At 29.2% G+C, this 25,054-nt stretch carries 23 protein-coding genes; 13 read left to right on the top strand and 10 right to left on the bottom strand.

Translation table 11 applies throughout. The features are described from left to right. From EYW44_RS05975 to EYW44_RS05950, 6 genes are all read left to right on the top strand, one after another. On the top strand, nt 1-753 hold the full coding sequence (locus tag EYW44_RS05975) for an adhesin (RefSeq protein ID WP_132722762.1): 753 nt from the start codon (nt 1-3) through the stop codon (nt 751-753). A 15-nt stretch (nt 754-768) separates the two neighbouring features. Next, nucleotides 769-3,636, top strand: a complete 2,868-nt coding sequence (locus EYW44_RS05970) for a hypothetical protein (RefSeq protein WP_132722761.1) — start codon at nt 769-771, stop codon at nt 3,634-3,636. A 3-nt stretch (nt 3,637-3,639) separates the two neighbouring features. Next, nucleotides 3,640-7,764 carry a contractile injection system tape measure protein gene (locus EYW44_RS05965; protein WP_132722760.1) on the top strand — a complete coding sequence of 1,375 codons (4,125 nt, stop codon included), beginning with the start codon at nt 3,640-3,642 and terminating at the stop codon, nt 7,762-7,764. After that, a complete protein-coding gene (locus EYW44_RS05960) occupies nt 7,746-9,086 on the top strand; it encodes an ATP-binding protein (protein WP_132722759.1) in 1,341 nt (446 codons plus the stop codon). Before EYW44_RS05965 ends, EYW44_RS05960 begins: the two co-directional genes overlap by 19 nt. 10 nt (nt 9,087-9,096) lie before the next feature. After that, nucleotides 9,097-9,486 carry a DUF4280 domain-containing protein gene (locus EYW44_RS05955; RefSeq protein ID WP_132722758.1) on the top strand — a complete coding sequence of 130 codons (390 nt, stop codon included), beginning with the start codon at nt 9,097-9,099 and terminating at the stop codon, nt 9,484-9,486. A 112-nt stretch (nt 9,487-9,598) separates the two neighbouring features. Further along, complete coding sequence (locus EYW44_RS05950) at nt 9,599-9,844, top strand: hypothetical protein (protein WP_132722757.1); 246 nt, start codon at nt 9,599-9,601, stop codon at nt 9,842-9,844. A 130-nt stretch (nt 9,845-9,974) separates the two neighbouring features. Here the strand turns inward: EYW44_RS05950 and EYW44_RS05945 are convergent, their stop codons facing one another. From EYW44_RS05945 to EYW44_RS05920, 6 genes are all read right to left on the bottom strand, one after another. Further along, nucleotides 9,975-10,826 (bottom strand): eCIS core domain-containing protein, encoded by an 852-nt coding sequence (locus EYW44_RS05945; RefSeq protein WP_256369370.1) that lies wholly within the window; start codon nt 10,824-10,826, stop codon nt 9,975-9,977. Between the two features lie 877 nt (nt 10,827-11,703). Next, complete coding sequence (locus EYW44_RS05940) at nt 11,704-11,991, bottom strand: YciI family protein (protein WP_132722844.1); 288 nt, start codon at nt 11,989-11,991, stop codon at nt 11,704-11,706. Between the two features lie 66 nt (nt 11,992-12,057). Continuing rightward, on the bottom strand, nt 12,058-12,687 hold the full coding sequence (locus tag EYW44_RS05935) for a hypothetical protein (protein ID WP_132722755.1): 630 nt from the start codon (nt 12,685-12,687) through the stop codon (nt 12,058-12,060). Beyond that, complete coding sequence (locus tag EYW44_RS05930) at nt 12,684-13,643, bottom strand: hypothetical protein (protein WP_132722754.1); 960 nt, start codon at nt 13,641-13,643, stop codon at nt 12,684-12,686. Before EYW44_RS05930 ends, EYW44_RS05935 begins: the two co-directional genes overlap by 4 nt. Then, nucleotides 13,640-14,377, bottom strand: coding sequence for a hypothetical protein (locus EYW44_RS05925; RefSeq protein ID WP_132722753.1), 738 nt, complete (start codon nt 14,375-14,377; stop codon nt 13,640-13,642). Before EYW44_RS05925 ends, EYW44_RS05930 begins: the two co-directional genes overlap by 4 nt. Before the next feature lie 68 nt (nt 14,378-14,445). Then, complete coding sequence (locus tag EYW44_RS05920; RefSeq protein WP_132722752.1) at nt 14,446-15,327, bottom strand: AraC family transcriptional regulator; 882 nt, start codon at nt 15,325-15,327, stop codon at nt 14,446-14,448. A gap of 148 nt (nt 15,328-15,475) precedes the next feature. Here EYW44_RS05920 and EYW44_RS05915 point away from each other — a divergent pair, with 148 nt between their 5' ends. Next, a complete protein-coding gene (locus tag EYW44_RS05915) occupies nt 15,476-16,666 on the top strand; it encodes an MBL fold metallo-hydrolase (RefSeq protein ID WP_132722751.1) in 1,191 nt (396 codons plus the stop codon). A gap of 205 nt (nt 16,667-16,871) precedes the next feature. On the opposite strand, the gene EYW44_RS05910 is transcribed toward EYW44_RS05915, so the two are convergent. After that, a complete protein-coding gene (locus EYW44_RS05910) occupies nt 16,872-17,825 on the bottom strand; it encodes a 2OG-Fe(II) oxygenase (protein WP_132722750.1) in 954 nt (317 codons plus the stop codon). A 191-nt stretch (nt 17,826-18,016) separates the two neighbouring features. Between EYW44_RS05910 and EYW44_RS05905 the strand changes: the two genes are divergently transcribed. The 6 genes from EYW44_RS05905 to EYW44_RS05880 all read left to right on the top strand — a co-directional run bounded on the left by EYW44_RS05905 (nt 18,017) and on the right by EYW44_RS05880 (nt 23,308). Beyond that, nucleotides 18,017-18,883 (top strand): GNAT family N-acetyltransferase, encoded by an 867-nt coding sequence (locus EYW44_RS05905; RefSeq protein ID WP_132722749.1) that lies wholly within the window; start codon nt 18,017-18,019, stop codon nt 18,881-18,883. A gap of 98 nt (nt 18,884-18,981) precedes the next feature. Further along, entirely contained in the window at nt 18,982-19,923 is a 942-nt protein-coding gene (locus tag EYW44_RS05900) for a hypothetical protein (RefSeq protein ID WP_132722748.1), read from the top strand. A gap of 40 nt (nt 19,924-19,963) precedes the next feature. Beyond that, nucleotides 19,964-20,383, top strand: coding sequence for a hypothetical protein (locus tag EYW44_RS05895; RefSeq protein ID WP_132722747.1), 420 nt, complete (start codon nt 19,964-19,966; stop codon nt 20,381-20,383). 60 nt (nt 20,384-20,443) lie between these two features. Beyond that, entirely contained in the window at nt 20,444-20,980 is a 537-nt protein-coding gene (locus EYW44_RS05890; RefSeq protein ID WP_132722746.1) for a helix-turn-helix domain-containing protein, read from the top strand. Nucleotides 20,981-21,085: 105 nt separating this feature from the next. Beyond that, nucleotides 21,086-22,597, top strand: a complete 1,512-nt coding sequence (locus tag EYW44_RS05885) for a serine hydrolase (protein WP_132722745.1) — start codon at nt 21,086-21,088, stop codon at nt 22,595-22,597. Between the two features lie 99 nt (nt 22,598-22,696). After that, nucleotides 22,697-23,308: a hypothetical protein gene (locus EYW44_RS05880; RefSeq protein WP_132722744.1), complete on the top strand. Its 612-nt coding sequence runs from the start codon at nt 22,697-22,699 to the stop codon at nt 23,306-23,308. 4 nt (nt 23,309-23,312) lie between these two features. On the opposite strand, the gene truB is transcribed toward EYW44_RS05880, so the two are convergent. The 3 genes from truB to EYW44_RS05865 are packed head-to-tail and all read right to left on the bottom strand — an operon-like array spanning nt 23,313 to nt 25,052. Beyond that, the gene (gene truB, locus EYW44_RS05875) at nt 23,313-24,005 is read right to left on the bottom strand and encodes a tRNA pseudouridine(55) synthase TruB (RefSeq protein ID WP_132722743.1); all 693 of its coding nucleotides are present in this window, start codon (nt 24,003-24,005) and stop codon (nt 23,313-23,315) included. 4 nt (nt 24,006-24,009) lie between these two features. Beyond that, a complete protein-coding gene (locus tag EYW44_RS05870) occupies nt 24,010-24,804 on the bottom strand; it encodes an undecaprenyl-diphosphate phosphatase (RefSeq protein WP_132722742.1) in 795 nt (264 codons plus the stop codon). 2 nt (nt 24,805-24,806) lie between these two features. After that, nucleotides 24,807-25,052, bottom strand: coding sequence for a DUF3098 domain-containing protein (locus EYW44_RS05865; RefSeq protein ID WP_132722741.1), 246 nt, complete (start codon nt 25,050-25,052; stop codon nt 24,807-24,809). Nucleotides 25,053-25,054: the final 2 nt, after the last annotated feature.

Genomic DNA, 25,054 nt, shown 5'->3' with positions numbered 1-25,054 from the left:
TTGAAAATAAAGTTATTAAACAGACAGAGTCTTAAAACATTATTTGCCGCAGGAGCCAGACCTAAAGAAAGTAATTTCTTTAGCTTAATAGACTCTATGCTAAATAAAGTAGATGATGGTATTTCGAAAGACGAAAAAGATGGCTTACAACTGGCTCCTAAAGGAAAGGAGTCTGATAAACTTATTAGTTTTTATGAAAATGTAGAAGACGAGTTACCACAGTGGAGTATTGAAGTAGATCAGCAAGATGACAAACGTTTATCTATTGTTGCTCCAGTTACAGAAACTGAATCAACCACCGCTATCACGTTACAAAAAACAGGACAAGTTGGTATTGGTACTTCACAGCCCAGAACTACATTAGAAGTAGATGGTGTTTTAGGTGCTGATACACGTATTGGAACCTACAAAATAGATACCGTACCTGCTGATGGTCATTGGCACGATGTGATTACTGATTTAGATGGTTGTGTAGCTTTTGAAGTTGTAGCTCAAGTTGGTAAACATAAAGCAGGGAGATATGCTTTATTACATGCACACGCATTGAGTACCTTTGGAAAATCGCATCATAAAATTCGAAAAACACAAGCACATTACGGCTGGTTTTGGAATAAAATAGACATTCGTTTTACAGGAAGCACCTACAATTATAAACTTCAATTAAAAACAAAATCGAACTACGGAGCTGATGAGCAAATACATTTTCACATCACAAAATTATGGGATAACGATATGACCAAATTTTTTAAGTAATAGGGGCGCTATTATATGGATACGAATAAAGGATATATTTCTAAACGAAAAAAAGGTGATAGTTTATATGAAGAACTGCATCAAGAAGCTTTAGAACTACTTCAAAAGTTAAGTGGTGGTATTTGGACAGATTATAATGAACATGATCCAGGTATTACACTACTTGAAAACATATCATATGCTATAACTGAAGTAGCACATAAAGTAAATATTCCTATTGAAGATCTTTTACAATCCTCTAAAAAAGCTACTTTAAACTCTGGTGATAATGGATTATTTACTGCATCAGATATTTTAACAACAAATCCGGTTACTTTTAATGATTATAGAAGAATTTGGATTGATCAAATAGAGAATGTAAAAAATATATGGGTATACCCTATTGATGATTACCAAGAAGAATTAGATAACATAAAAGGACTGTTACATGTTTTTGTTGAAAAACATGAATATCATCACAAACCAGAAAATGAAGCAACAGAAAATGAGGCTTTGAAAGCAGAAATTGCACGTTTATATCACGAACATCGTAACTTATGTGAAGGTTTATATGCTATTGAAATTTTTAAACCCTTACCTTTAGTTGTTAATTTTAAAATCATGCTGTCTGATATTGCTAATGCCGAAGAGGTATTGGCTAATATTATACATGCTGTAAATGATTATTTGGCTCCAGAAGTGAATTTTTCATCGTTGAGTCAATTACAAAACGAAGAGCTTTCTGTAAATGAAATTTTTAATGGTCCTAAACTAACAAACGGGTTCATTAAAGAAGAAGATTTAAGAGACCCTGTTGCTACAATTAAAATTTCAGACATACTTAAAATCATTTCTAAAATAAAAGGGATTATCAACATTAGTGATTTCTCGTTAAGTTATGTCGATTTAAAAACAAAAGAGCTTCATGTTATTAAAGAAAGTTTTGACATTCCTAAAAAAATGACCGCTCGTGTATTGTTTCCGAAATCTAATAAGAACTTAATTTTTGAGAATGCTGGTATTTCTTTTCAGCCCGATTTAAGAATAGCCAAAAAACAACTATCTTTTATACAAGCCTTAGATGCAAGTAAATTTAAAGCTGCTTCTAATTCGGAAAATACTATTGCCATACCAGAAGGAAACCTTTTAGATATAGATTACCACTTCCCTATTCGAAAACAACTACCAGAAATTTATGGTGTTGGTGATAGAGGAATCAGTAATGCTGCTACTCCTTTACGAAAAGCTCAGGTAAAACAATTACAAGCATATTTATTACCTTTTGATCAGTTAATTATTAATTTTTTAGCGCAAATATCTAATATTTATACTTTGTATGATATTGATAGTAATCAAGACACCTCTTATTTCACCAACAGTTTACCTGATATTGAAGAGCTTTTAGAGTTATTACAACCTGTAGGAAGTGATTACAGTATAGAAGAAACTAAAAATTATTGGAATGAAATTACTAAAGGTTTAAATGCTTTTTTTGATTCGCATGCATCTGACAGATTAAATAGCATTGCCACACAATTGTTAGCTAGATACAATGAAGCCTTTCAAACCTATACATTACTTAAAATTAATAATATTAGTTATGGAGACGCAGTTAATGAAAAAGGATTTGAAAAACAATTATTAAAAGCAAAACAAAACTATATAAAAGAGTACGCTACTATTAGTTACAACAGATCAAAATCTTTTAACTACAGCGATATTGATACGCTATTAAACGAAAATGATAAAATAGCTATTACTGGCGTTTTAAAAAAGATTGCCATACTGGTTGGCTTAAACAATTCTGAGATAAAATCGTTTACACGATCGGTAGATGAACTAGGAATACATATTCATCCTCAAACATTAGAACTTGATGTAACTATTAGTCATATTGACATTTACACACCAGAAGATCATTACGATATTTTGGAAATTGACGATATAGAAATACATGAAGATATTAAGGAGAATTTATATGAAAGCATGCATTATGTTGGTGAGGAAGACACTATTTTAAACGATGTATTAAAATATGGTATTATTCCTGAAAACTATACCATTATAAAAGATCCTAATAAAGAAGATCATTTTTACATTGTACATAAAAGAGATCACAAAACCTCAAACATTGTTCATATAGCCACTTCGGCAGAAGAAGCTAAAAAATCGGTATATAAAGCTATTCATTTCTTAACAGATTTTAGTCAAAAGAGTGAAGGTTTTCTGGTACTTGAGCATGTATTACTTTTACCTTCTTATTTTGAAGATCATTTCGGATTTGAAATGGATTTTTCATTGTTAGATTCGTCGTTAGATCTAATATTTACCCATGTAACCCAATCTCCTTTTGCAGATAGAGATAAAACTGTAGACGCTTTATTAAATAATTTACTGGCAGATACCATTCAATATGAATCTGTTTTTATTGATGGGCAACATCAAATAGCGTTATGCTTACCTAATGAAGAAGCTATTGCTGTATCTAGCACTAATTTCAGATCTAAAATTGAATTAGAAAAAGCCATTAGTGAACTTAAAGAAGTTTTAAAAAAATGTGATATAGAAGATTTAAAAGCCATAACTAAATGTTTGGTTTTTTATGCGGAATATGCCGTTGATGAATTATTCTTTTCATTTAAAATGAGCTTTATATTACCTTCTTGGCCTGTACGTTTTCAAAATAGAAACTTTCAACAGTTTTTTAAAAACACACTGTATACAGAAATACCAATTCATATTGTCGCCGATTCTTATTGGCTTTCTTATAGAGAGCTTTATGGTTTTGAAAAGGTATATTTTAAATGGTTAAAATTAGTATTAACAAACGATACTAGTAAAGAACGAATGCTTTGTGCATATCAATTAATACGAATGCTACAAAAGTTTGATAAAGGTTATTAATTTTTGAAAGAAGATCAAACACATATTATTAAACGACAACGATATGAGATTGAACTTACCAACGCTTCTAAGAGTTACGAATATCAATCTAAAATAAGTCGATTACAAGAACAAAGCATTCAGTTTGTGCTTCAAAAAGTAATGGATCAACATCATTCTACCAATCATTTAGATCAATATGATGAAATTACGCTAGACTTAGGTTCTATAACTGCTGCTAATTTTGAGCATGAAATTGCTTACAAAATTGAAGAAGCTTTTGTTCAATTTTTTAAAAGCAACACTTACAGTAACGGAAGCTTAATAAAAGGGAAACGAAAATCTATTCACAAAACACAAATAGATCAATTTGTTTTTTTTCTTAAAAACGGTCATCTACATTGGGACACTCCATCAGCTTTATCGCCTAAAGTATTACTATCAGAGGCTTTTAAAAACAATAAAGAAGCATTAATTACTGCTTTAAAGTTAGAAGGGAAAAAAGAATATATAAGAACTCGATTAATTTCTCAATTAAAAGATGATTCTTTAGAGCAGATTGTACTTGCTGTTAAAGAAGATGAAGGGAAATACATTAACGAATCGAGAAAAGAAATTATACAACACCAAGAAGAACAACCTTTGGTGGAAACTAACAAACAGTATTTTAGAAATGCCGTTTGGGAAATTATTCTTGCATATATTTTCACAGAAGTAGCTGGCTATTCAAATCAGAAAAGTTTTTTACAATACCTAATTCGAAAAATAGCTGCTAAATACAATCTTACTTATAAAAACTTACTTAAAAAGATTGTTTTAGGTATTAAAGAGAATAAAAATAAACGTACTGGTTATGCCAATTTTGGCAAACTGGTTTTTCAATTACAAGAAGAGGAAGAACAAAAAGAATTTAAAACTGTACATCGTATAAAAAAGCATGAAACATTACAGTTTCATCAAACATTAAAATATTATTTAGAACACAATTCATTACCCCTAAGTAGTGCAATTAAAACTTACACTTCTTTTGAAGAGTATTTGAAGATATTTATAATTAAAGAACCAGTAGCTTTTCAAAATGTCTTTTTTAATTTTTTACAGCAAAATACGATCAAAGCATTGCAGCTTGTGGACTCTTTTTCCAATGAAATTAGCACCTATATTATTAGTAACACTAATAATGCAGTATTAAATCAGCTATCACAATTTATTAAGGAATTACAAAGTACTGCTAACTCCATTAATAGCGACTCAAACACCTTTAAACAAATTGAAAAACAGTTAGGAAAGTTTTCTTTAAGAGTGTACATAAAAGCGCATCAATCGGGAACCAAACCTGTTGATGAATTTTTGTTAGAAGTATTAAAAACAAGTACACTAGATGATAATTTTATACAGATTTTAAAAAACTTTGCTCAACAAAACAATTCAACAACTGCTAAAAGTAGTAATCAGTTTATTACTAGTTTTATTACTGCTGTTAGCTCGCAACAGTTGCATTCAAACACAAAATTATCAACAGAATTAAAAAGATTTAGTGAAAAATTATATCCTTTCTACGCTAAAAAGGAAACCAAATCATTAGCTATTTTTCAATCTACTATAGCTGCCTCAAATTATACAATTCCTACATTGCAATTAACTACCGTTTTTTTGGATGTTTTCTCTAAAAATACTAGTAGTTCTAAAGAAGTATTAGCAGATTGGTTACATAAACGTTTGTTGGAGTTAGATAAAAAGGGAACAGATATTTTTATTACTATTCATCAAATACTAGAGCTAACCAAAACGCTTACTGTAAACACTAAAATTATTGAAGCTGTTAATCTTGCTAAAAACATCTATGAGCATCAGAAAAAAGTTGAAAAAACACTTTCTAAAGAAAATATTAAAAGTGTTGTAAAATTATATAACTATCATAAGCATACCTCCACTATTTCATTAACGCAGTTTCAAACTAGTTTAATTGATAATAATTTCAAAAAAGCTTCTATTAACTTGTTAATAATATTACTTGATAATTTTCAACAGCATGGAAATTATAGGCAACAAACTATAATTGAAAAGATTCAATCAGAATTATTGTTGTTACATGAGAAAGGAGAAAATATCCCATTAATTTTACACCAAATTAATCAAGTTAGTACTGTTTTAAACATCAACAATGCTATTATTGACGCTATTTTAACCCTTGAAAAATCATATAACAACTCAAAAGAAACGTCAGATTTCTCCAAAGAAACTAGCTCTAGCAAAGCTATTGAAATAAGTGTTTATGAAGAGTTTGTTAAACAAACAAAAACGATACTTTTAAAATACACTCAAGAAAATATTTATACCAATTTAGAAAATCTATTGCGTACATTTTCTAAAAAAAACCATGTTTCTAAAGCACATATTTTAAAAACGCTTCAAGAAAAAAAGCTTTTAACTGATACTCCAGATTTTATTACTGTTATTTTACAACGTTTAGTAAAAAGTGACGTAACTAAAATAGCACCTAAAAACGACCAATATCATTTAGATAGCGTTCAATATTTTTTTAAAAATAATAGGTTACCATGGTGGATTAAAGATAAAACCTCTATTTCATTTAGAGAAAGTATGTCTTTGGTGTTACAAGAATATCCTGATCTTTTTATACAATGGTTTAAAAAATCAAATCAGCAAAAAACAATTGTTGACTTAATGGATGCTAACATCTATCAAACATTTATAAAACAAGTAAATACCAATGTAACACAAACTACATTGGTTACTAAACTACTATTTGAAAAAGTACTCGAAAAAGATCTTAAAGGAATAAAAAACAGCATTCCTAGCTATCAAAAAGAGCTTCAATATTTATTTTTAGAATATGCGGTTCTACATCAGCAAATAACCATTGAAAAAATAGCCGATTTTATAACTCAAAAATTAGCTCAGAAGCTAAGCATTACTAAAGAAGATTTGTACGTGTTATTATTAGGACGAATTCAGGTAGATATTGCTAGCTTTAAAAATTTACATTCTTTAGAAAATTGGTTAAGAAGAAAGATAATTCCCCCTTCGAATACACATACCGATGCCATTGAAAAAATTGAAACTAAAAGACCATGGGCTGCATCTATTACCATTAATAACTCTAAAGAGATAATTGCATCTGTACAAACATTACTTAAAGAACAACCTAAAGAGTTGTTATTCCATTTAAAAAGAGCTTCGTTTAGATCGCAATTAAAAAGTAAACTTAGAGAAAGAAATCAAAAGGAAGTAATTCGTTTGTTTTTTTCTACTGAAAGTCAATCGAAATTGATGACGGTCTTTGAAATTTTCAAACAACTTCAAAAGATCATCAGTGCTAATAATTATGCCGCTATCTGGAGTTACTTTATTGATAAGCTTTTATTAAAAATAGCAATGAGCACTAACACTAATTGGCGTGCTGAATCTTGGAGTTTGTTATTGTTAGATAGCATTACATCGGTTAAACATACCTTATCAACTACACAATTGATACATAAATTAGTAATACATAATCATTCTTTTTCTGAAAAGCTGGTAACATACATGAGTGCCATTCAAAAAGAACGCTCTACTATTTTAGAGGAAATACAAAATGACATTGTTCCTGAGGTAATCGAAAAAGAAACTATTGAGGGAACTGTTTTTATAGAGAATGCAGGAATGATCATTTTAGGTCCGTACATTCCAATGTTATTTCAACGCATGGGATTAGTAGAAAACAAAGCTTTTAAAGATGAAGCTAGTAAGCAAAAAGGAATGTATGTATTGCAATATGCTGTAACAGGAAAAACCGATCCGGAAGAACATTCATTGTTTTTAAATAAAATTATTTGCAACGTAGATTTTCAAACGCCATTATTACCGCTAATGGAATTAACTTCTGAAGAAAAAGAATTAATTGACGGCTTATTACAAGCTTTAATTGGACACTGGAAAGCCTTAGGAAAAACATCTGTAGAAGGTTTTAAAGTTTCTTTTTTAAGCAGACCTGGTAGTATTGTTGAAGAAGAAAAAAAGTTTACACTAGTTGTTGAAGAAAAATCTTATGATATGCTACTAGATCATATTCCGTGGTCTATAGGACAAATAAAGTTAAGTTGGATGGAAAAATTAATAGACATAACATGGAGAACAAACAAATAACGTTACAAAATGATATTTTATGGCTTGAAGCAATTATTGATGCAGCTTTGGCACTATATTTTAAAAATGAAACTCCTTACAGTTCTATATATGAAATACAACCTCCTGCTCTTATTGAAAATGATAACTCTGGATATGCACAAGCTTTAAAAGAGCATTCTTTTTCTTTTGAAGAACGATTGATTTTAATTACCGGATTGGTTCGGTATTTAAAGCCTCAAAGTTTAGATTTATTTTTAATCAAGAATAAAACTTTAGACACTCATTTTTCAGAGTTTGGCGGTGCTCATAACGACAAAGAAAAAGGTTTTACTCCTACCTTAAATACTGTTTGTTTTTTATTGGGTGGTGCTGATAACATGCAAGTTCGAATGAACTTTATGCGAGTTATTTACGACAATAATGTTTTGTACAGAGAGCGTATTTTAATTGCTCAAAAACAACCTGTAGAACTTTCAGAAACCATACAACTATCAGAAGATTTTTTAAGTGTGATTATTACCAATAAAAAATATGTACCTAAATACAACTCAAAGTTTCCGGCAGAAAAAATTACAACTAAAATGAACTGGGAAGATTTAGTACTAGAAATAGGTATTAAAAACCAGTTAATGGAAGTAAAAGAATGGTTACAACATAGTGATCTTATTTTAAACGAATGGAAACTAGATAAAACACTAAAACCTGGATATAGGGTTTTGTTTTACGGACCTCCGGGAACCGGAAAAACATTAGCTGCTACTTTGTTAGGAAAGTCTATCAATACTCCTGTTTTTAGAATTGATTTATCGATGATTGTTTCTAAATATATTGGTGAAACGGAGAAAAATTTAGGACAGTTATTTGATGTTGCTGAATCTAAGGGATGGATTTTATTTTTTGATGAAGCAGACGCATTATTTAGCAAACGAACGGATACAAACTCCTCTAATGACAGGCATGCGAATCAAGAAGTTGCCTACTTACTCCAACGTATTGAAGCTTTTGATGGTTTAATAATTTTAGCTACGAATTTGCAAACCAATATTGATGAAGCGTTTTTAAGACGTTTTCAAAACACTATTAATTTTCCAAAGCCAAAATACAAGGAACGTAAAATTTTATGGAAAAACATGATTCGTAATACCTTTGAAATTGAAGAAGGTCCTGAGGTATTAGATACAATTTCTAAAGAATACGAATTATCGGGTGGTGAAATGATTAATGTAGTACGCTATTGTGCTATCAAAGCTGCTACTAAAGGAGAGAAAAAAGTTAATTTTAGTACTATTATGACTGGAATTAAAAGAGAATATCAAAAATCAAATAAAACATTTAATTAAAAATATTATTATGGCAAATTTAGCTTGTACTGGCGCTTCTATTTCGTGCTCTTTTGGGTCGGCTTCTTCTACATTTACCGTGTTACCTGTAAATATGGTAAATACTGATAGTATGCCTGCTGCAACTATTAACGATTATATTCCGTTAGTTAACATCATGTCTTTTGGAGAATGTTCGTCTACTACAAACCCAACAGTATCATCAATTATTGCTTCTACTAGTGGAGCTACTACTACAGCACCTTGTGTACCTTGTACTGTTACACCTTGGAGCCCTGGAATTTCTGATGTGTTTATTAATAACATGAACGCTTTAGATGATGGTAGCACTTGTAAATGTTTGTGGTTAGGATCTATTTCTTTTGACAATGCTAGCGAAGAGGATGTGAATATTTCTTAATTCCAAAGTTTGAAATTACCTTTTATTAATAATTGTTTTATTTTTATACTTTTAACATTTATTTTTTTTAAGAACCTTCATTAAAATTAAAAACTGATAACCAAACTACTACATGAAAAAAATAATCCATACTATTTCTAAAATTATTGAAAACCCTTACGTTAAGTTAGCTGTTTCTATAGGACTTATTGTTATTGGAATTGAAGAGGTATATAAAGCAGATGTACCTAATATAGAGATTCATTGGAAACATGGTATTAGTTTTTATGCTATTCTAATTTTAATTGAAGCTGTTTTTAAAATTGTGAAAGGAACAGTAAATGCGTATCAGTGTAAATTTCGAAAAGAAGCAGAGTAATTTTAATGCTAAAATGGTTTAAAAGTAAACCATTAAATATGATTGCTAATTGATTTTCTTTTTAGCTTATATTTATTACAATACTTATGCATACTTTAACCAAGTATACATAAGTTTGTTTTTATCAATTTTAATTTCCTAAAATAGCATTTATAAACTGTTGTCTATTATTATAAGTAGTACCAGATTGATTATCATAAACTTCAACCGCAACTATATGCGCTCCTGAATGTAATTTTATTTCATCAGCATCATCTGGATTGGTTAAAAAATCATTTCCTGTAAGATAATCTGTATCAGCTGGTATACCAAGCCCTACAAGTCTTCTTGGTACAACCTGACCAGTTAAATTACCTGTTACTCTATATCTAATGGTAAATCTTGCTTGACCATATACTTCTGCTCCTCCTCTCGTTTTATGAGTATAAAATCCAGCTCCTAGAGCTCCTCCTCCCCAGGCATTCTGAACTTGTCTAACACCATCTGTCATTAAACTTATAGCACCATCTTGTCCGGTGTTATGATATAATGTGGTGCCACTTGCACAGGCAGCAGCAGTCCAACCTACTACTCTTTGAATAATACTTCCTTCATTATTAACTGTGCTTTGCAATCCTTCATTTGATTTCTTTTGCAATGGTACTGAAGCAGCTTTAGCACCCATAACATCTGCTTCTCGCTCTAAACCTGCATCATCATTAATCAGTGTTTTACCTTTTAACTGTGTTGTGGGTTTTACTCTTCCTTGTTTTTGTTGTACCACATGCCAAGCTTCATGAGGTAAATGTTGTTCCTGACCTGGAGCTATATGAATATTATTACCTTGTGCAAAAGCATGTGCTTGCAATTGTGCTGGCTCTGATGAATTGTAATGTACTCTAGTATCACTCATATCAATACCTGATAGTGATTCTATTCCTGATTTTAATTGATCAGGTAAGCCTGTATTATTTTCTTTTCTCTGTACTGTTTTATCAGAAATAGCATCTACTTTATCTTTTTGTTGAATAACTTTAGTGCTATTATTTACAGAATCTTGAAGTCTATCTAACTTTGTATTATCTGCTCTATTATTTTTTAATTGATAATTTTGATTATCAGCCTTTGTATGTGCAAGATTGTGATTTTTATCTGCATCATTTTTTTGTATTCACCCATAATTTTTGGAGGTTAAGGTTATTTTCAAAATAATTCTCATATCAAATATACCTATTTCAAAAGAATATTACCTACTCAATATCATTACATAAAAAGACTTATGTTTAAATTAAAATCAAAAAAAGATCCGATACTGCACTAACATTTAACTAAAACAAAATATTTTACTGCAACTATAGATACAACCAATCACTATTCATTTTTAAAGTTGTATTAATTGTTACTTTTGATTCAAAAGAAAATAAGTTATGATTAATACATTAAGATTTGAAAAAGTTACTTGGTTAAATATTACGAAACACGTATGTCTTTACTTAAATTCGAATACAAATAATCTATACGATTTAGTATGACTGTAACGATTTATGAAATCTAATAAATAAAACTTTTAATTAGAGTTTCTACTAAAAAACCTCAATAATACTCAGGTATTATTGAGGTTTTTTAATGCTTTTTTATAAAAATTGCTGCTGCTGCAATTTTTTTTTGCTGCTTTGCTCTTCACTAACTGAAGCTTTCCTCTTGACTAACTGTAAAGCTACAACTATCCAAAAGCACTTCTGCTCTTAAACAACTGCACCTTTGGAAAAAAATAATGGTACTACTGCCTTTTTTTGAACTCCAAATTGCTTTTTTTCACTGTTACTACAGCAGTTTTATATAATCTTTTTTAGTGTTTTTACTGCAATCAGTTCATGATATTACGGCAGTAAAAACTGTAATTCTTTACAAGTTTTGCTTGGTATAAATTCTGTAAATTCATAGTCAGCTACACCATTTATTTTGAATGGATCTTTGGCTATTATAGCTTCTAATTCTGTTTTTGATGGTATGTTTGATAAAATAATTCCTCCTGTTCTTGGTATTTTTCGTCCTGATGCTAAAAAGTTACCTAACTCGTATTGCTCATTCAAAAATTCAATATGATCATTTAAGAATTGATCTACTTTTTCTAATGCTATTTTATAAGTTAAATCGATAATAAACATTTGGTTTTGGTTGTTAGTGTTAGTAATCATCTTTGATAAGATAGAGATATTCGTCTTTTCTAAAAGCTAACAAGTTTGATGAAAATAAACATACTCCTTGCCATTCCAATAAATTTGTCCACCGCCTAGCTCAGATTTTTCAATTTGTAATGATGGATTCTTAAGAATTAATTCGCCATTTTTTCCAGTTCCCGTATTTTCTTCTAAACCTGGTTCATTAACCTTTTCTCTATTGATCTTCCATATATCAATATAATCCATATTCTCTGAGAGTCCATTTTTTATATTATTCCCTGCTCCAATAATATAAACTTCTTCAGTATTTCCATGGACAATAACAAATCCTACTTTTTTAGATTCAATATGACGAACTGGAAATGTTACATCGAGATGACCATCTCCATTAAAATCTTCTTCAAAATAAAGAGGATTCATTCTGTTATCTATTTTGAATTTATCTTTTATTATAAGATTATCAATGACATTAGATTTTAAATATTTGTCGGGTAATCTATCAATAATATAGTAACTACTTTGAATATATTCATTGGTTTTTGTTACGTAAATAGTATCAACTACAACTTTTTTAATTTTTATAGTGTCTTTGATAATCTGAACTTTCTCTTTACAGCTTTCTTTAGAACTACAAGAAGCAAAGCTCCCAATTATTATAATCCATTTTAATATATTTTTCATTTACTTTTTAGCTTTTTTAATTTAATTCGTTTTCCTGTAAGTATAATTATAGCCACAAAAACACTAAACATAATTCCAGCAATTAATATAAAAAATAAGATTTTATAAAAATGCGGGCTGTACTCAACTTTTTGATATTCATTTAAAACTATTATATACAAACAAGTAATAACTGTAGTAATGTAAATTAAATAGTTAAAATAGAATAACTCCTTAAAACCATATTTATCTTTCCTTTTTCTAAAACAAAAAAGGCTTGACACAAATAAAACTCCTAATATTATAAGAACATTTATAATTCTGTTATCTTTCAATTGCAGAAATAAATCTGAGCTAATAAACAAATAATATAAAAATCCGCTAATTATTCCTATGCAAACACTAAAACCTAACAATTTTAAATTAAACTTGTAACACATTAAAAGGAATAAAAAAAGCACCACTAAAATGAATATATTTCTCAATAAAGGAACAAATTTTATAAACTGAAAACTAACTATCATTACATTGTTAGTTATTCTATTTTCTAAAAAATCAATTTCAAAATCCCAGTCTTGTTTAGAAATGTTATAATCTGTGTCTATCAATACTTTATTTTTTAAAGCAACTCTAGTACTTTGATTACATGCATGCTGATCATTAATTAAACCATAATTGGGATTAGAGTAAATCAACCATTTTTCACCAAGTTTATATGGATAATTACAAATCCCTCCACAGTTATTGAAACCAGAAACAATTTCTGTAATTTGACCTTTGAAAAGTCTTTCAACCTTAAAAGTAAACTCTTGATACCCCCAATTGTCACAATCTTCAACTTCGATTATTTCTCCTATAAAAATCAAAGAATAATTATCATATTCATCCTGAGTAATTTTATCATAACCACAACTACAAGCAATAGCATTACTAGAAATTAAGAGTAATATTATTAATATTAGAATTGTCTTTTTCATTGGTACTTGTATTCAAATACTTTTTTCCTTTTTGTAATTAAATTAGTTATTTCTAACGAATCTATAAGTCCTTTATCTGTGTAGTAATAGATCAATCTATTTTTCCCCATCATAGATTCTCCACAACAAAGAAAAATATTTTCCTGATAATTCAAAATCATCTCTTTTTTAGAATTTACTTTAAACTCTTCTGCATTATCAACCACAAAAGAAAACTGATCATCGGTATTATCTAACACTGTTGATATCTCTCTACTTTCAACTTCATTCTGTTCATTATAAATAGTGTTTATCACTGCTACCAAACTATCATTCTCTACAAACTTATATTCAGTTTCAGCATACGTTTTATTATTAGAACGTAACTTATTAGAAACTTTAATCAAGTTTTCATTCTTATCATAAATAAATTCGAAATAGTTATTCGTTATATTCTCTATTTTAGTAATTAAACCTTTTTTATTAAATTCAAATGAACTATGACCTGAAATATTAAGCTTTGAAATATTATTTTTAATTAAGCTCTTTTTTTTACCTATTAAAAATCCTGAATAAACATAATCTTTCAAGTCTATTGAATAAAATTCGTCTGAATTAAAACTCTCGTCTTTTACCTCTAAAATTTCGGATTCATTTTGTTCTTTTTTAGACTCTTTTTCTATATGCTTTGATTTATCAGTTTGTTTACATTCTGTAAAAACTATAAAAATCGATAAAATTAACAAAGTTCTCATTAGCTATTTTTTATTGATCAAGAATTGATGTTAATGGTTTTAAATTTATAAAAAATGAATATTAAATCTTATTTATTCATTTTGGCTTTCTCTCTTCTGTATTCTTTTGGTGTTAAACCTGTTGCTTTTTTAAAATACTTTGTAAAATAAGAGTTATCATAAAAATTAAAAATAAAAGCTATTTCTTCTATTCTATTATCAGTATAAATCAAATATCGTTTGACTTCTAAAAGAATTTTTTTATTGATGAGTTCACTTGCTGACAAACCTGTTATATTTTTACAAATACGATTTAAATTTTGAGGTGTCATATGAAGCATATCTGCGTACTCTTTTACTAACTTAATAGATCTATAATGTTGTTCTATTAAAGTTTCAAAATCAAGTAACACCTTATTACTATTTGAATTATTTTTTAATTTTAATTGGGCATATGAACGAGATAAATAAGCTAGAATAAGCATAAGATTTGCTTTAATTATATCGTATTTATATTCGTTTTTAGCTTTATATTCACTAATAATTTGATTTATATAACTCCTAAATAATATTTGATCTTTATCCGATAATTTAAGGCTAGGAGTACTATGAACTCTATGAAACAAAGGAAGTGTTTTTAACCAATCAGTTGGTAATAGTAAAAATTCCTTTTTAAAAATAATTCCAAATGCAAGTTCAACATTATGATCATCAACATCAATTACTTGATTTGGGCTTATAAAAACAACATGTTGCGATTCAATAGAATGGTTTTTAAAATCAATAGTTATATTCATTTCGCCTTTCAAAACAAAAATTAAACTGTAAAAATCATTTCGAAAAGGATTTTGTTGTTGGAGCTGTTTAGGCACATGACTTGAATCAAAAACATAAAAATTAGTATTATCAACAAAAAAAGTATCCAAATTTTGTTTTAGTTTACTAATCTTATTAAGATTTATATTTTTCATAGAGACAGTACTTTACTCATAAACTTCTATTATTGACTAAAGTTTTAATAAAGATATTTCAATTATACCATTTTATACATAATTAATACCATTTTTTCTTAACTCTCAACAATAATTTTGCCAGTAACTTAATCTTAAACAATATTTTATGTCTGTAAAATCTACAAAAACAAGTTGGTTTATAACTATAGTTGCGGTTATCGGAATGTTAGTAATGTATTTCCTTCAAGATAAAGATATAGCTCAAGGAGAATATACATTTCGTCCTGTATCTCCATTAACTTCAAAAACAAAACCTACACAAGGAAGAGAAATGATATCTATTTCTGAAGTTAAAGCTTTAAAACCAAATCAAATGATTGATATATCTGAATATCCTGTTGGTGAAATTAATATACAAAAGCTTACTGAAAATAGTTATTGGATAATGCATAATTTACATGTAATAACCATGTATATTGGAGAAAAAGAGGTTTTATTGGTAGATGCTCCTGAAGATTTATTTGCTGATCGTTTACTGAAACGAATTGCAAAGCTTACTGATAACCCTGTTACTACACTAGTTTATTCTCACCCACACTTAGACCACATTGGTGGAGCTCAAAATTTAGTTGATGCTTTAGCAAAAAAACAACAATCTTTAAAAATTATTGCTACAGATCAATTTGTAAAAGCATCTACTTTATACAAACAAAAAATTCCACAACCTACCGAAATAATTCCTACTCCAGTAGGGTATTTTGAATTTGACAATAAAAAATTTAAAGTAGGAACTCCAATGACAGTTGCTCATAGTATTGCAGACAGTTATATTCTTTTTCCTGACAAAATAATAACTTTTATTGATTTCATTTATGCTGGTAGATTACCTTTACACGGATATAGTGGCGTTCAAAACATGACTGGATATGTTAACTTTTTACGTCATGTTGCCGGTGAAGATTGGATTTTTGCTAATACTGGACATAACAATGTTAGTTCTCCTCAAGACTTAGATTTTATGCTTCAATACACCAAAGATATTTACGATGCTTGGTTCAGAGCTATTAATGATAACTGGGGATTACCAGAATATTTAAGAGGAAAAGTTAAAGGGGATTATGTTGCTGTTTGGTTACGAAATGTTTTTGATAAAGTTGCATTTCAAATTGCTAAAGAATTAGAACCGAAATATGGGCACTATCCTCAATTTGAATTAGCTATAGATCATGCTTTAAAAGTACAATGGGATGGGTTTTTACATTATGATTTTACACATCATCCTGATATTCGACCTGATTTTTCCCCAATTGATCCGCTCGAACCATTACTAGTTACAACTACTAACCTAATAAATTAGTCTTTTTAACTGTAAATGGTAAAATCAAAATCTTAGTCATGTAAAATTACTTAATACATGACTAAGTGTTTATACTATAAAAAAATATCACTTCTAAACACTAAAAAACCAAAACACTTAAAACAACCTCTAGTGTTGTATTTAAAAATTGTTTTGGTTTTTTATAAAATTACCTTAAAAGAAGTATTGATAACTAAGTTATCTTTTAAAATGGCGCAAATGAATCTTTGGGTCCTTCTGGAAGACTCCAACGTTCACGAGCTGTAATATTTTCTGGTGTATTCACCTTAGCTTCTGAATTATCAAAATTACCATAACTACTTGCATCACCTCTTGGAATTTGCATACGATCTCCGTATAACCATACCACTAAATTACTTCGTTGTCCGCTAGTGATTGGATGTGTTGCGTGCGGAACATTTCCACGGTGAATGATTGCTTTTCCTGGTTCAAAAATAGTTTGCACAGTTTTACCTGAGGCTTTGTCATAAAAATCTACTTGCGATCCTGTAAACTCTTCGTCTAGTAAATTAATATTTATATTTAAAGTTGCAGCTGATGCATCGGTATGCGCTCGTAAATCTTTGTCTTTATCTGCATTATACTGAATTGAAAAACCAAAAGTTTGATTATCATATCCGTATGTACCGAGCAATAAACGAGCTACCGGACGCATATAACGATCCATAATTGCATTGTAAAATGTTTGAAAATTAGGCGCTCCAAGATGTCCTTCAGATCTAGGATCGAGCATTACACCATAACGATTTAACTGTATACCATACGGCGGACGTGCAGGAATTTCTGAATTTGCTGCTGCTTCTAAATATTTACGAAATTCCGCTAAGCGTTCAAGATCAAAAAACTGTACTGTATATACTCCAGGAATTATTTCTTCCCATAAATCGGCTACAGCATTTTCTTTCTCCGGATTTTCCCATGCATCGTTAATTGCTTTTCTCAAGCGCGGGGCTAACAATGTTTCATCTGGAATTAGTAAACTATCTTTATTTTCTATTTCCCATTCTGCCCAAGCTGCTTCTAATAATTCTCTATTACTATTCCAAAAATGTGAAACAGACGGATCACGTTGTAAAGAAGATTGACGTGATGGTAAAGTGAGCGCACGTGCTTGTGCGAGTGCATTATTATGTTTCATTTTTATTTCTCTTTAATTATAGTACAAAGATAAAATGAGCCCTTGCCTCACTTTAGGTAAGAAAAAAGTAAATTTTAGTAAAAAACAAAGATTTGGGTAAGATTATAAAAAAAACTCTCAACATCTAAAGTTTGATTATCTTTAAAATCGAATAATATTCCATATTGACCAATTAAATAGAAAAAAGAATAGTGAAACTAAATTTAGACACCTTAGAATTAAAGAAACTCAATAAATCCGAATTAAAAACGCTAATCAGTTGGGCTAAAAAAGAAGGTTGGAATCCGGGAGAAAATGATGCAGAAGTATTTTGGAAAACCGATCCTGATGGTTATTACGGATTTCATTATGAAAATGAACTAATTGCTGGCGGAGCTATTGTATCATACGATCAAGCTTTTGGCTTTATGGGATTGTTTATTGTTCGTTCAGACTTTAGAGGTCAAGGTATCGGAACTAAACTATGGTATTTAAGAAGAGATCGTTTACTAGACAGACTTAAAAACGGTGCTTCAATTGGTATGGATGGCGTAGTTGCCATGCAAGATTTTTATGCAGAAGGCGGTTTTAAAATTGCGTACACCGAAGAACGTTATGAAAGTATTGGTAAAGAAATGCTTATAAACTCTGGTATTTCACCAATAAAAATAGATGATTATGAAAATATAGCCAAGTATGATTTAGCCTGTTTTGGCTTTAAGAGATCTGAATTTTTACAAAGCTGGCTAACTATGTCTAACAGCAAATGTTTTAAATATACTGATGCTAATGAACTTGCTGGTTATGCTGTTATTAGAAAAGTAGCTAGTGGTTATAAAATCGGTCCTTTATTCGCTAACAATTATGCTATTGCCGAAGAATTATACAAGGCTTGTTTGAATTCAGCTGTTGGTTCATCTGTGTATTTAGATATCCCTGTTATCAATGAAGATGCAGTTCAGCTTGTAAAAAAATATAACGGCACCTATACTTTTGAATGTGGTAGAATGTATTATGGTGAGCAACCTAATTTACCTACAGACAAAATATTTGGTGTTACTACTTTTGAATTAGGATAATCTTTAGAAGTCTTTACTGTAACTCTAAGCTTTATATTTTGTACCTTGTAGTCTCTTTTTTAAGATAAAAATTGATCTAGAAATTAATACTGCGAGTTATGAAAAAAATTAAACTTTTAATTATACTAATAATTACATTTCAAAGTGTATTACACGCTGAAACATGGAGTGAACCTTGGCAAAAAGAAATTATTCAAAAATCAGAATATTTTATTCTTGGTAATATTATTAAATTGGATAGTCTTGGAGTTCATGTTGAGGTTAATCAAAACTTTAGCAATAAAAAACTATCTGACAAAATATTAATTAATGGATTTTCCTTACTAAAATTAAGAAGTGCATCTGGACATGGTGTTCATTTTGACTTTAAAAAAGGAGAGAATTATTACCTTCTTCTTACCAAAAGAAAAGATGGAAATTTTGCAATCCCTACCCCGACCTCTGGTTTTGCAATGTTAGATGAAAAAGATAATGTTAGGGCGACATATAGACATAGCTATCATCAGGCTTTAATTCCTAAAGATATTTATGAACTTACTTATAAAGCAATCTGGAATTACTATCATAAAGCTAACTATAATAAAAACGACATACAAAAATTTATAGATGACTTAATTGCAAAAGAGCCTGCTGGATTTGAAGAAGATGAAATTTCTACATTCTTCCTACAACATGCCGCGTTAGAAACAGCCTATTTATTAGACATTCCTATCGAACTAAATAGAATTATAAAATTTGCAAAGTCTACTAATTTCCATTCACGAGTTTCTACTGTTCAACTAATGTCGTTACTTAAAGATAAAGAGACTAAAAAATTCTTATTTGAGTATATACAAAATGATAATAATGGGAATTTTGATAAAGTGATTGCTATCCGCTCACTCATAAAAATAGGAGACAAAAAGTATATAGATAAACTTATTAAAATTGCAGATACACTTTCTGATGAAGAAACTGGTTTTGGTGGCAATATAATGGATCCTAGAGTAGCAACTAGTTTCCCTAGTCCTAGAGAAGCTGTCAAAGAAATTATTGAATAAGAGCTTAAATTATGATTCTTCTTAAAAAAGTATAATCATTATGAAAACCAGAAAAAAATTAAGCTATTTGAGTTTGTTCATAATTGTATTTTTAAGCATTATTAATTGTTCTAAAAATAAAACACCCAAAAAGCTACCAATTAATAAATCTGAAATACCTTTAAAAACAACATCTTTAGATTTTAAAGACATTTTGCAATTAACTCCGCAAAAAGCAATTGAAAAATATGGAATTCCAATAGCTAATTCAGAGTTTATTTTACATGACGCTCATGGTGAATTTAGAAATAAAATAACGTATGCTTTTACCACAGAAGAAAGTAGAAAAGAAAACATTCAAATTATTGAGTTTACCTGGCAAAAAGATTCAGTTAAAAACATCACCGTATGGTACCATAAAAACAATCAAAAAGAAATAGCTAAAGATTCTTTAATTTGGTATCGTGATAGTGAGTTTTAAAATCTCCTTAAAACTATTACCACAACTTACATCAAAAAATACAACTGAATTAAAAATACGATGTCTAATCTTTTAAAATATCGAGAAAAATTAAATCTAACTCAAGAAGAACTTGCTGAAAAATCGGGTATTTCTGTTAGAACCATACAACGAATTGAAGCTGGAGCTAATTTAAAAGGACATACATTAAACGCTATTGCAAAAGCTTTAGATATTAGTAAAGAACAACTAACCGAAAAGGATATTGAAGAAAAAACGAACTTTCAATTAATAAAATTGATTAACTTCTCTTCCTTTCCATTTATTATTATTCCGCTTGCTAATATTATTGTACCCGCAGTAATAATGTACTTTAAAAAAGAGTATAATTTGTTAACCAAACAATTAATTACTATTCAAATAATGTGGTCTCTTATTTCTGGTACTCTTATATTTCTAAGTCCTTTTTTTCACAGAGTTTTTGAAACACAAATTAGACTAACATTACCTGTTTTAATAATTGCTGTTATATCAAATGCGCTTATTATTATTTTGAATGCTATTTCTTTAGATAAACACAAAAATATTCGTATCAAACTAAATTTCAACCTCATATAAAAACTGTCGTGATATTGTCGCCTTATTTTCGGGGCGTTTTCGTGTTACTTCACCTTCAATTTATAGAATATTGCATCATTGTTAAACACAAAAAAATAATCAACAATGAAGCAATTAAATATTCTTTTTACCATCATTTTTATTTTAATCTTCGGAAATATTCATTCTCAAGTTTCTAAAAATTCTGCTCTTTTCAAAAACTTAAAAAAAATGGACAGTATCTTTTTTGAAGCAGGTTTCAATAATTGTGATTTTAATGTATTAGAAAAATATATTGCAGCCGATTTTGAATTTTATCATGATGAAAATGGTATTCAAAATAGAACTGATTTTTTTAAGAGTTTTAAAGAAAGTATTTGTTCTAACAATCAGAAGAAACCTATTAGAAAAATCGTTCCTGAAAGTTTGGAGGTTTTTAGATTAAAAAATGAAGGAGAAACATATGGAGCTATTCAAAAAGGCACACATTTATTCTATATTAAAGAGCCTAATAAAAAAGCATACTTAACAAATATTGCAAAGTTTACTTCTGTTTGGAATCTTGAAAATAATCAGTGGAAATTGTCACGAGTTTTAAGTTATGACCATAAAGAACCAACTACAGATTATGATGAAGGTTTTAATGCAAAATATCCTATGCCCCTTTTCGATAATGACTCAAAAATAGAAAATCTACTTAAAAAACATAAAATTCCATCTATTTCCATTGGTGTAATCACTAATGGAAAAATAAGTCAACTTAGAACATTTGGTTATCAAAAAGATACTATTAAAGCAGGCATTCATAGTTTTTACAAAGTAGCTTCTTTAACCAAACCTGTAGTTGCTAACATTGCTTTAAAATTAGTAGATATGAAGCTGTTAAATTTAGATGAATCTTTATCTAAATATTATGTAGATACTGATGTAAAAGATCATCCTTTTTTAAATAAACTAACAACACGAAATATACTATCACATCAATCTGGATTTCCTAATTGGCGATATTTAACTACCTCTAAAAAATTGTCTTTTATCAGACAGCCAGGAACAAAATGGGAATATTCTGGAGAGGGGTTTGAATACTTGAGAAAAGCTATTGAAAACAAATTAAAAAAACCTTTAGAAACCATTGCTCAAGAAATACTTTTTACTCCTATTGGCATGACAAACACTTCTTTTTACTGGACTTCTAAAACTGATGATCATTTTTATGCTTTTGAACATGATGAGTACGGTAAAAAGATTCCTCTTGAAAAACATGTGAAAGTAAATGCGGCTGCTAACTTACTTACAACAGCTGAAGATTATGCAAAATTCTTAGTACATATTTTAAATGGAGCTGGAATTTCTAAAAGTTTATATCAAGAATTTATTACTCCGCATTCAAAAGAAAAAACTGGTATATTTTGGGGATTAGGCATGCAAATTTTACCTAAAGTAAACACAAATGAAACTGTTTTAATGCACACTGGTGGGGATTACGGAACTAAAACACTTGCAATTGTATCTTTAACTTCTAAAAAAGGATTAGTTGTTTTTTCTAATTCTGAAAACGGAATGAGGTTATGGAATAAATTATCGAATGAATATTTACCAAATTTAGGAGCAGAAATAGTGAGTAGAAATATGAAGTAATATTTCTTATGTTTATACTAAAGGATTAGTTTTCTAACCTTTAGTATAATTCGTTATTTTATAAAAATATGATTATTTTTCTGCTTCAATTTTAAAGTGATGAAATTCTTTTTCTTTTCTATAATATTTAGCATAGCTTTTAGCTACTTCTCGTTTATTCATAATCAAGAAAGAACATTTGAAGAAAAAGTAACCTTTGATCCAACAATTGATGCTTCAATTTTAAAAGAATTACCGCTGGATATTGTTTTAGGTAAAACTTCTTTCACTAATTTTAATGAAGGAACATGCATTACTAAAAAGTACAACTGTAAAACCTGCAATTGCAATACTTTTAAACTTAAAAAGTATCAAGCAAACATTAGTTTAAATAATGAATGTTTACCGTTAAACATAAGATTTAGCGAAGGTATTTTTGATTTAAAAAAATCTAGTTCCTTTCCTAAGGCATGGAACAAATTAGGTATGTACATTAGACAAAACGATACTGAAAAAAGTACTTCCATTATAGAATTTGAACAAATTTTAAAAACATTAAAGATTAATGAATTTAAAAAAGAAACCACAAAGGATAATTTAAACACCTATTTTTTCTTTCAAATAGATAATTATTATTTCTATGCTCTTTTTAGAAACAAAGACCTTGGAATGGGCTTAAAAAGTGGATTAAGAAGCTTTAGTGTAAGTTTAAATCCTTCTTCTTTTGAATAAGATACTACACAAGTGCCTCCACAAATCCCTCAATACTTTGAGCATTTGCTACGCTATAATCTCCAATTTTAGTTCTTCTTAATACCGATAAATGTGCTCCTGAAGATAATGCCTGACCAAAATCATGTGCTAGTGATCGTATATAAGTTCCTTTACTACAAACTACTCTAAACTCAACATTAGGCATACTTATTTTAGTAATCTCAAATTCAAAGATTTCAATTTCTCTCGATTTGATTTCTGTTGTTTTTCCTTCACGCGCTAGTTCATACAAACGCTTACCATCTTTCTTTATCGCTGAAAAAATAGGTGGTTTTTGCTGAATTTTTCCTGTGAATTGTTTCGTTGTATCGTGAATTAAATCTTCTGTAATATGATCTGTAGGATACGTTTCGTCAACTTCTGTTTCTAAATCATAACTCGGTGTAGTAGCTCCCAATACAAAAGTTCCAGTATACTCTTTTAATTGTCCTTGATACGTTTCTATATTCTTTGTTTGCTTTCCGGTACAAATAATTAGCAAACCAGTTGCCAACGGATCTAAAGTACCTGCATGTCCTACTTTTATCTTCTTAATATCAAAGTGTTTTCTAATATGCCAACGCAATTTATTTACCACTTGAAAAGAAGTCCAATTTAAAGGCTTGTCAATTAATAACACTTGCCCATTTTTATAATCGTCTACCGTTTTTGACATTAACCTAGTTTGTTAAAGAATAAATAATAGCAATTAAGCCTACTACAGCACAATAGATAGAGAAGTATGATAATTTACTTTTTTTAACTAAAGCTATCATCCAACTACATGCAAATAATCCTGATACAAAAGCAGCTACAAATCCCGCAGAAATAGCAACTATTTCTGATGATTGAAAATTTAGGTCTCCTCCTAAAATATCTTTGGCAATCTTTCCAAAAATTAATGGAACTACCATTAAAAAAGAAAAACGCGCCGCTTTAGTTCTGTCAATTCCTAATAATACAGAAGTAGAAATAGTAGCTCCTGATCTTGAAATACCTGGCAACATTGCTATGGCTTGAGAAACTCCTATAATTACAGAGTTGGTAAATGATACATTTTTATCAGTACTTTTTGCTTTGTCTGCCAACAATAATAAAAGTGCAGTTACTAACAACATCATACCTACTAAAAATATTTTTCCTCCAAAGAAAGACTCTAATTGCTCTTCAAATAACAAACCTATAATTACAGCAGGAATCATAGATAAAATGATTTTCACAGAAAACTGTGTTTCTTCATTCCATTTAAACTGAAATAATCCTTTAAATATTTGTAATACTTCTGCTCTAAAATAAACTAGTGTACTTAATGCTGTTGCAAAGTGTAAAACTACGGTAAAGGTTAAACTTTCTTGTGGTACTGAATTGTTTCCTAATATTGCTTTTGCTAATTCTAAATGTCCACTAGATGATACAGGTAAAAATTCAGTTAAACCTTGAATTATACCTAGAATAATTGCTTCTAATAAATCCATTATTATTTTTTAGGGTTTGCTAAAATGGCGTAAATCTCTATTCCTAATCCTATAATTACTAAAGTTGGAGCCAATCTAATTCGTCTCCAGCTATAAATTTCAGGGTTAAAAACGTTTGGATCTTTACTACCTCCACCCGACATTAGAATAAAACCTAATGCTATAACGGCTAAACCGATTAGCATTATCTGATAGTTTTTTTTACCAAATAAAAATTCTGACTGATTTGAATTCTTATCTTTCTTCATAG

Origin of the sequence: Tenacibaculum sp. M341 (genome assembly GCF_004337695.1) — a bacterium.
In the GTDB taxonomy this organism is placed as follows: Bacteria; Bacteroidota; Bacteroidia; order Flavobacteriales; family Flavobacteriaceae; genus Polaribacter.
This window is presented reverse-complemented; position numbering and strand designations above follow the sequence as displayed.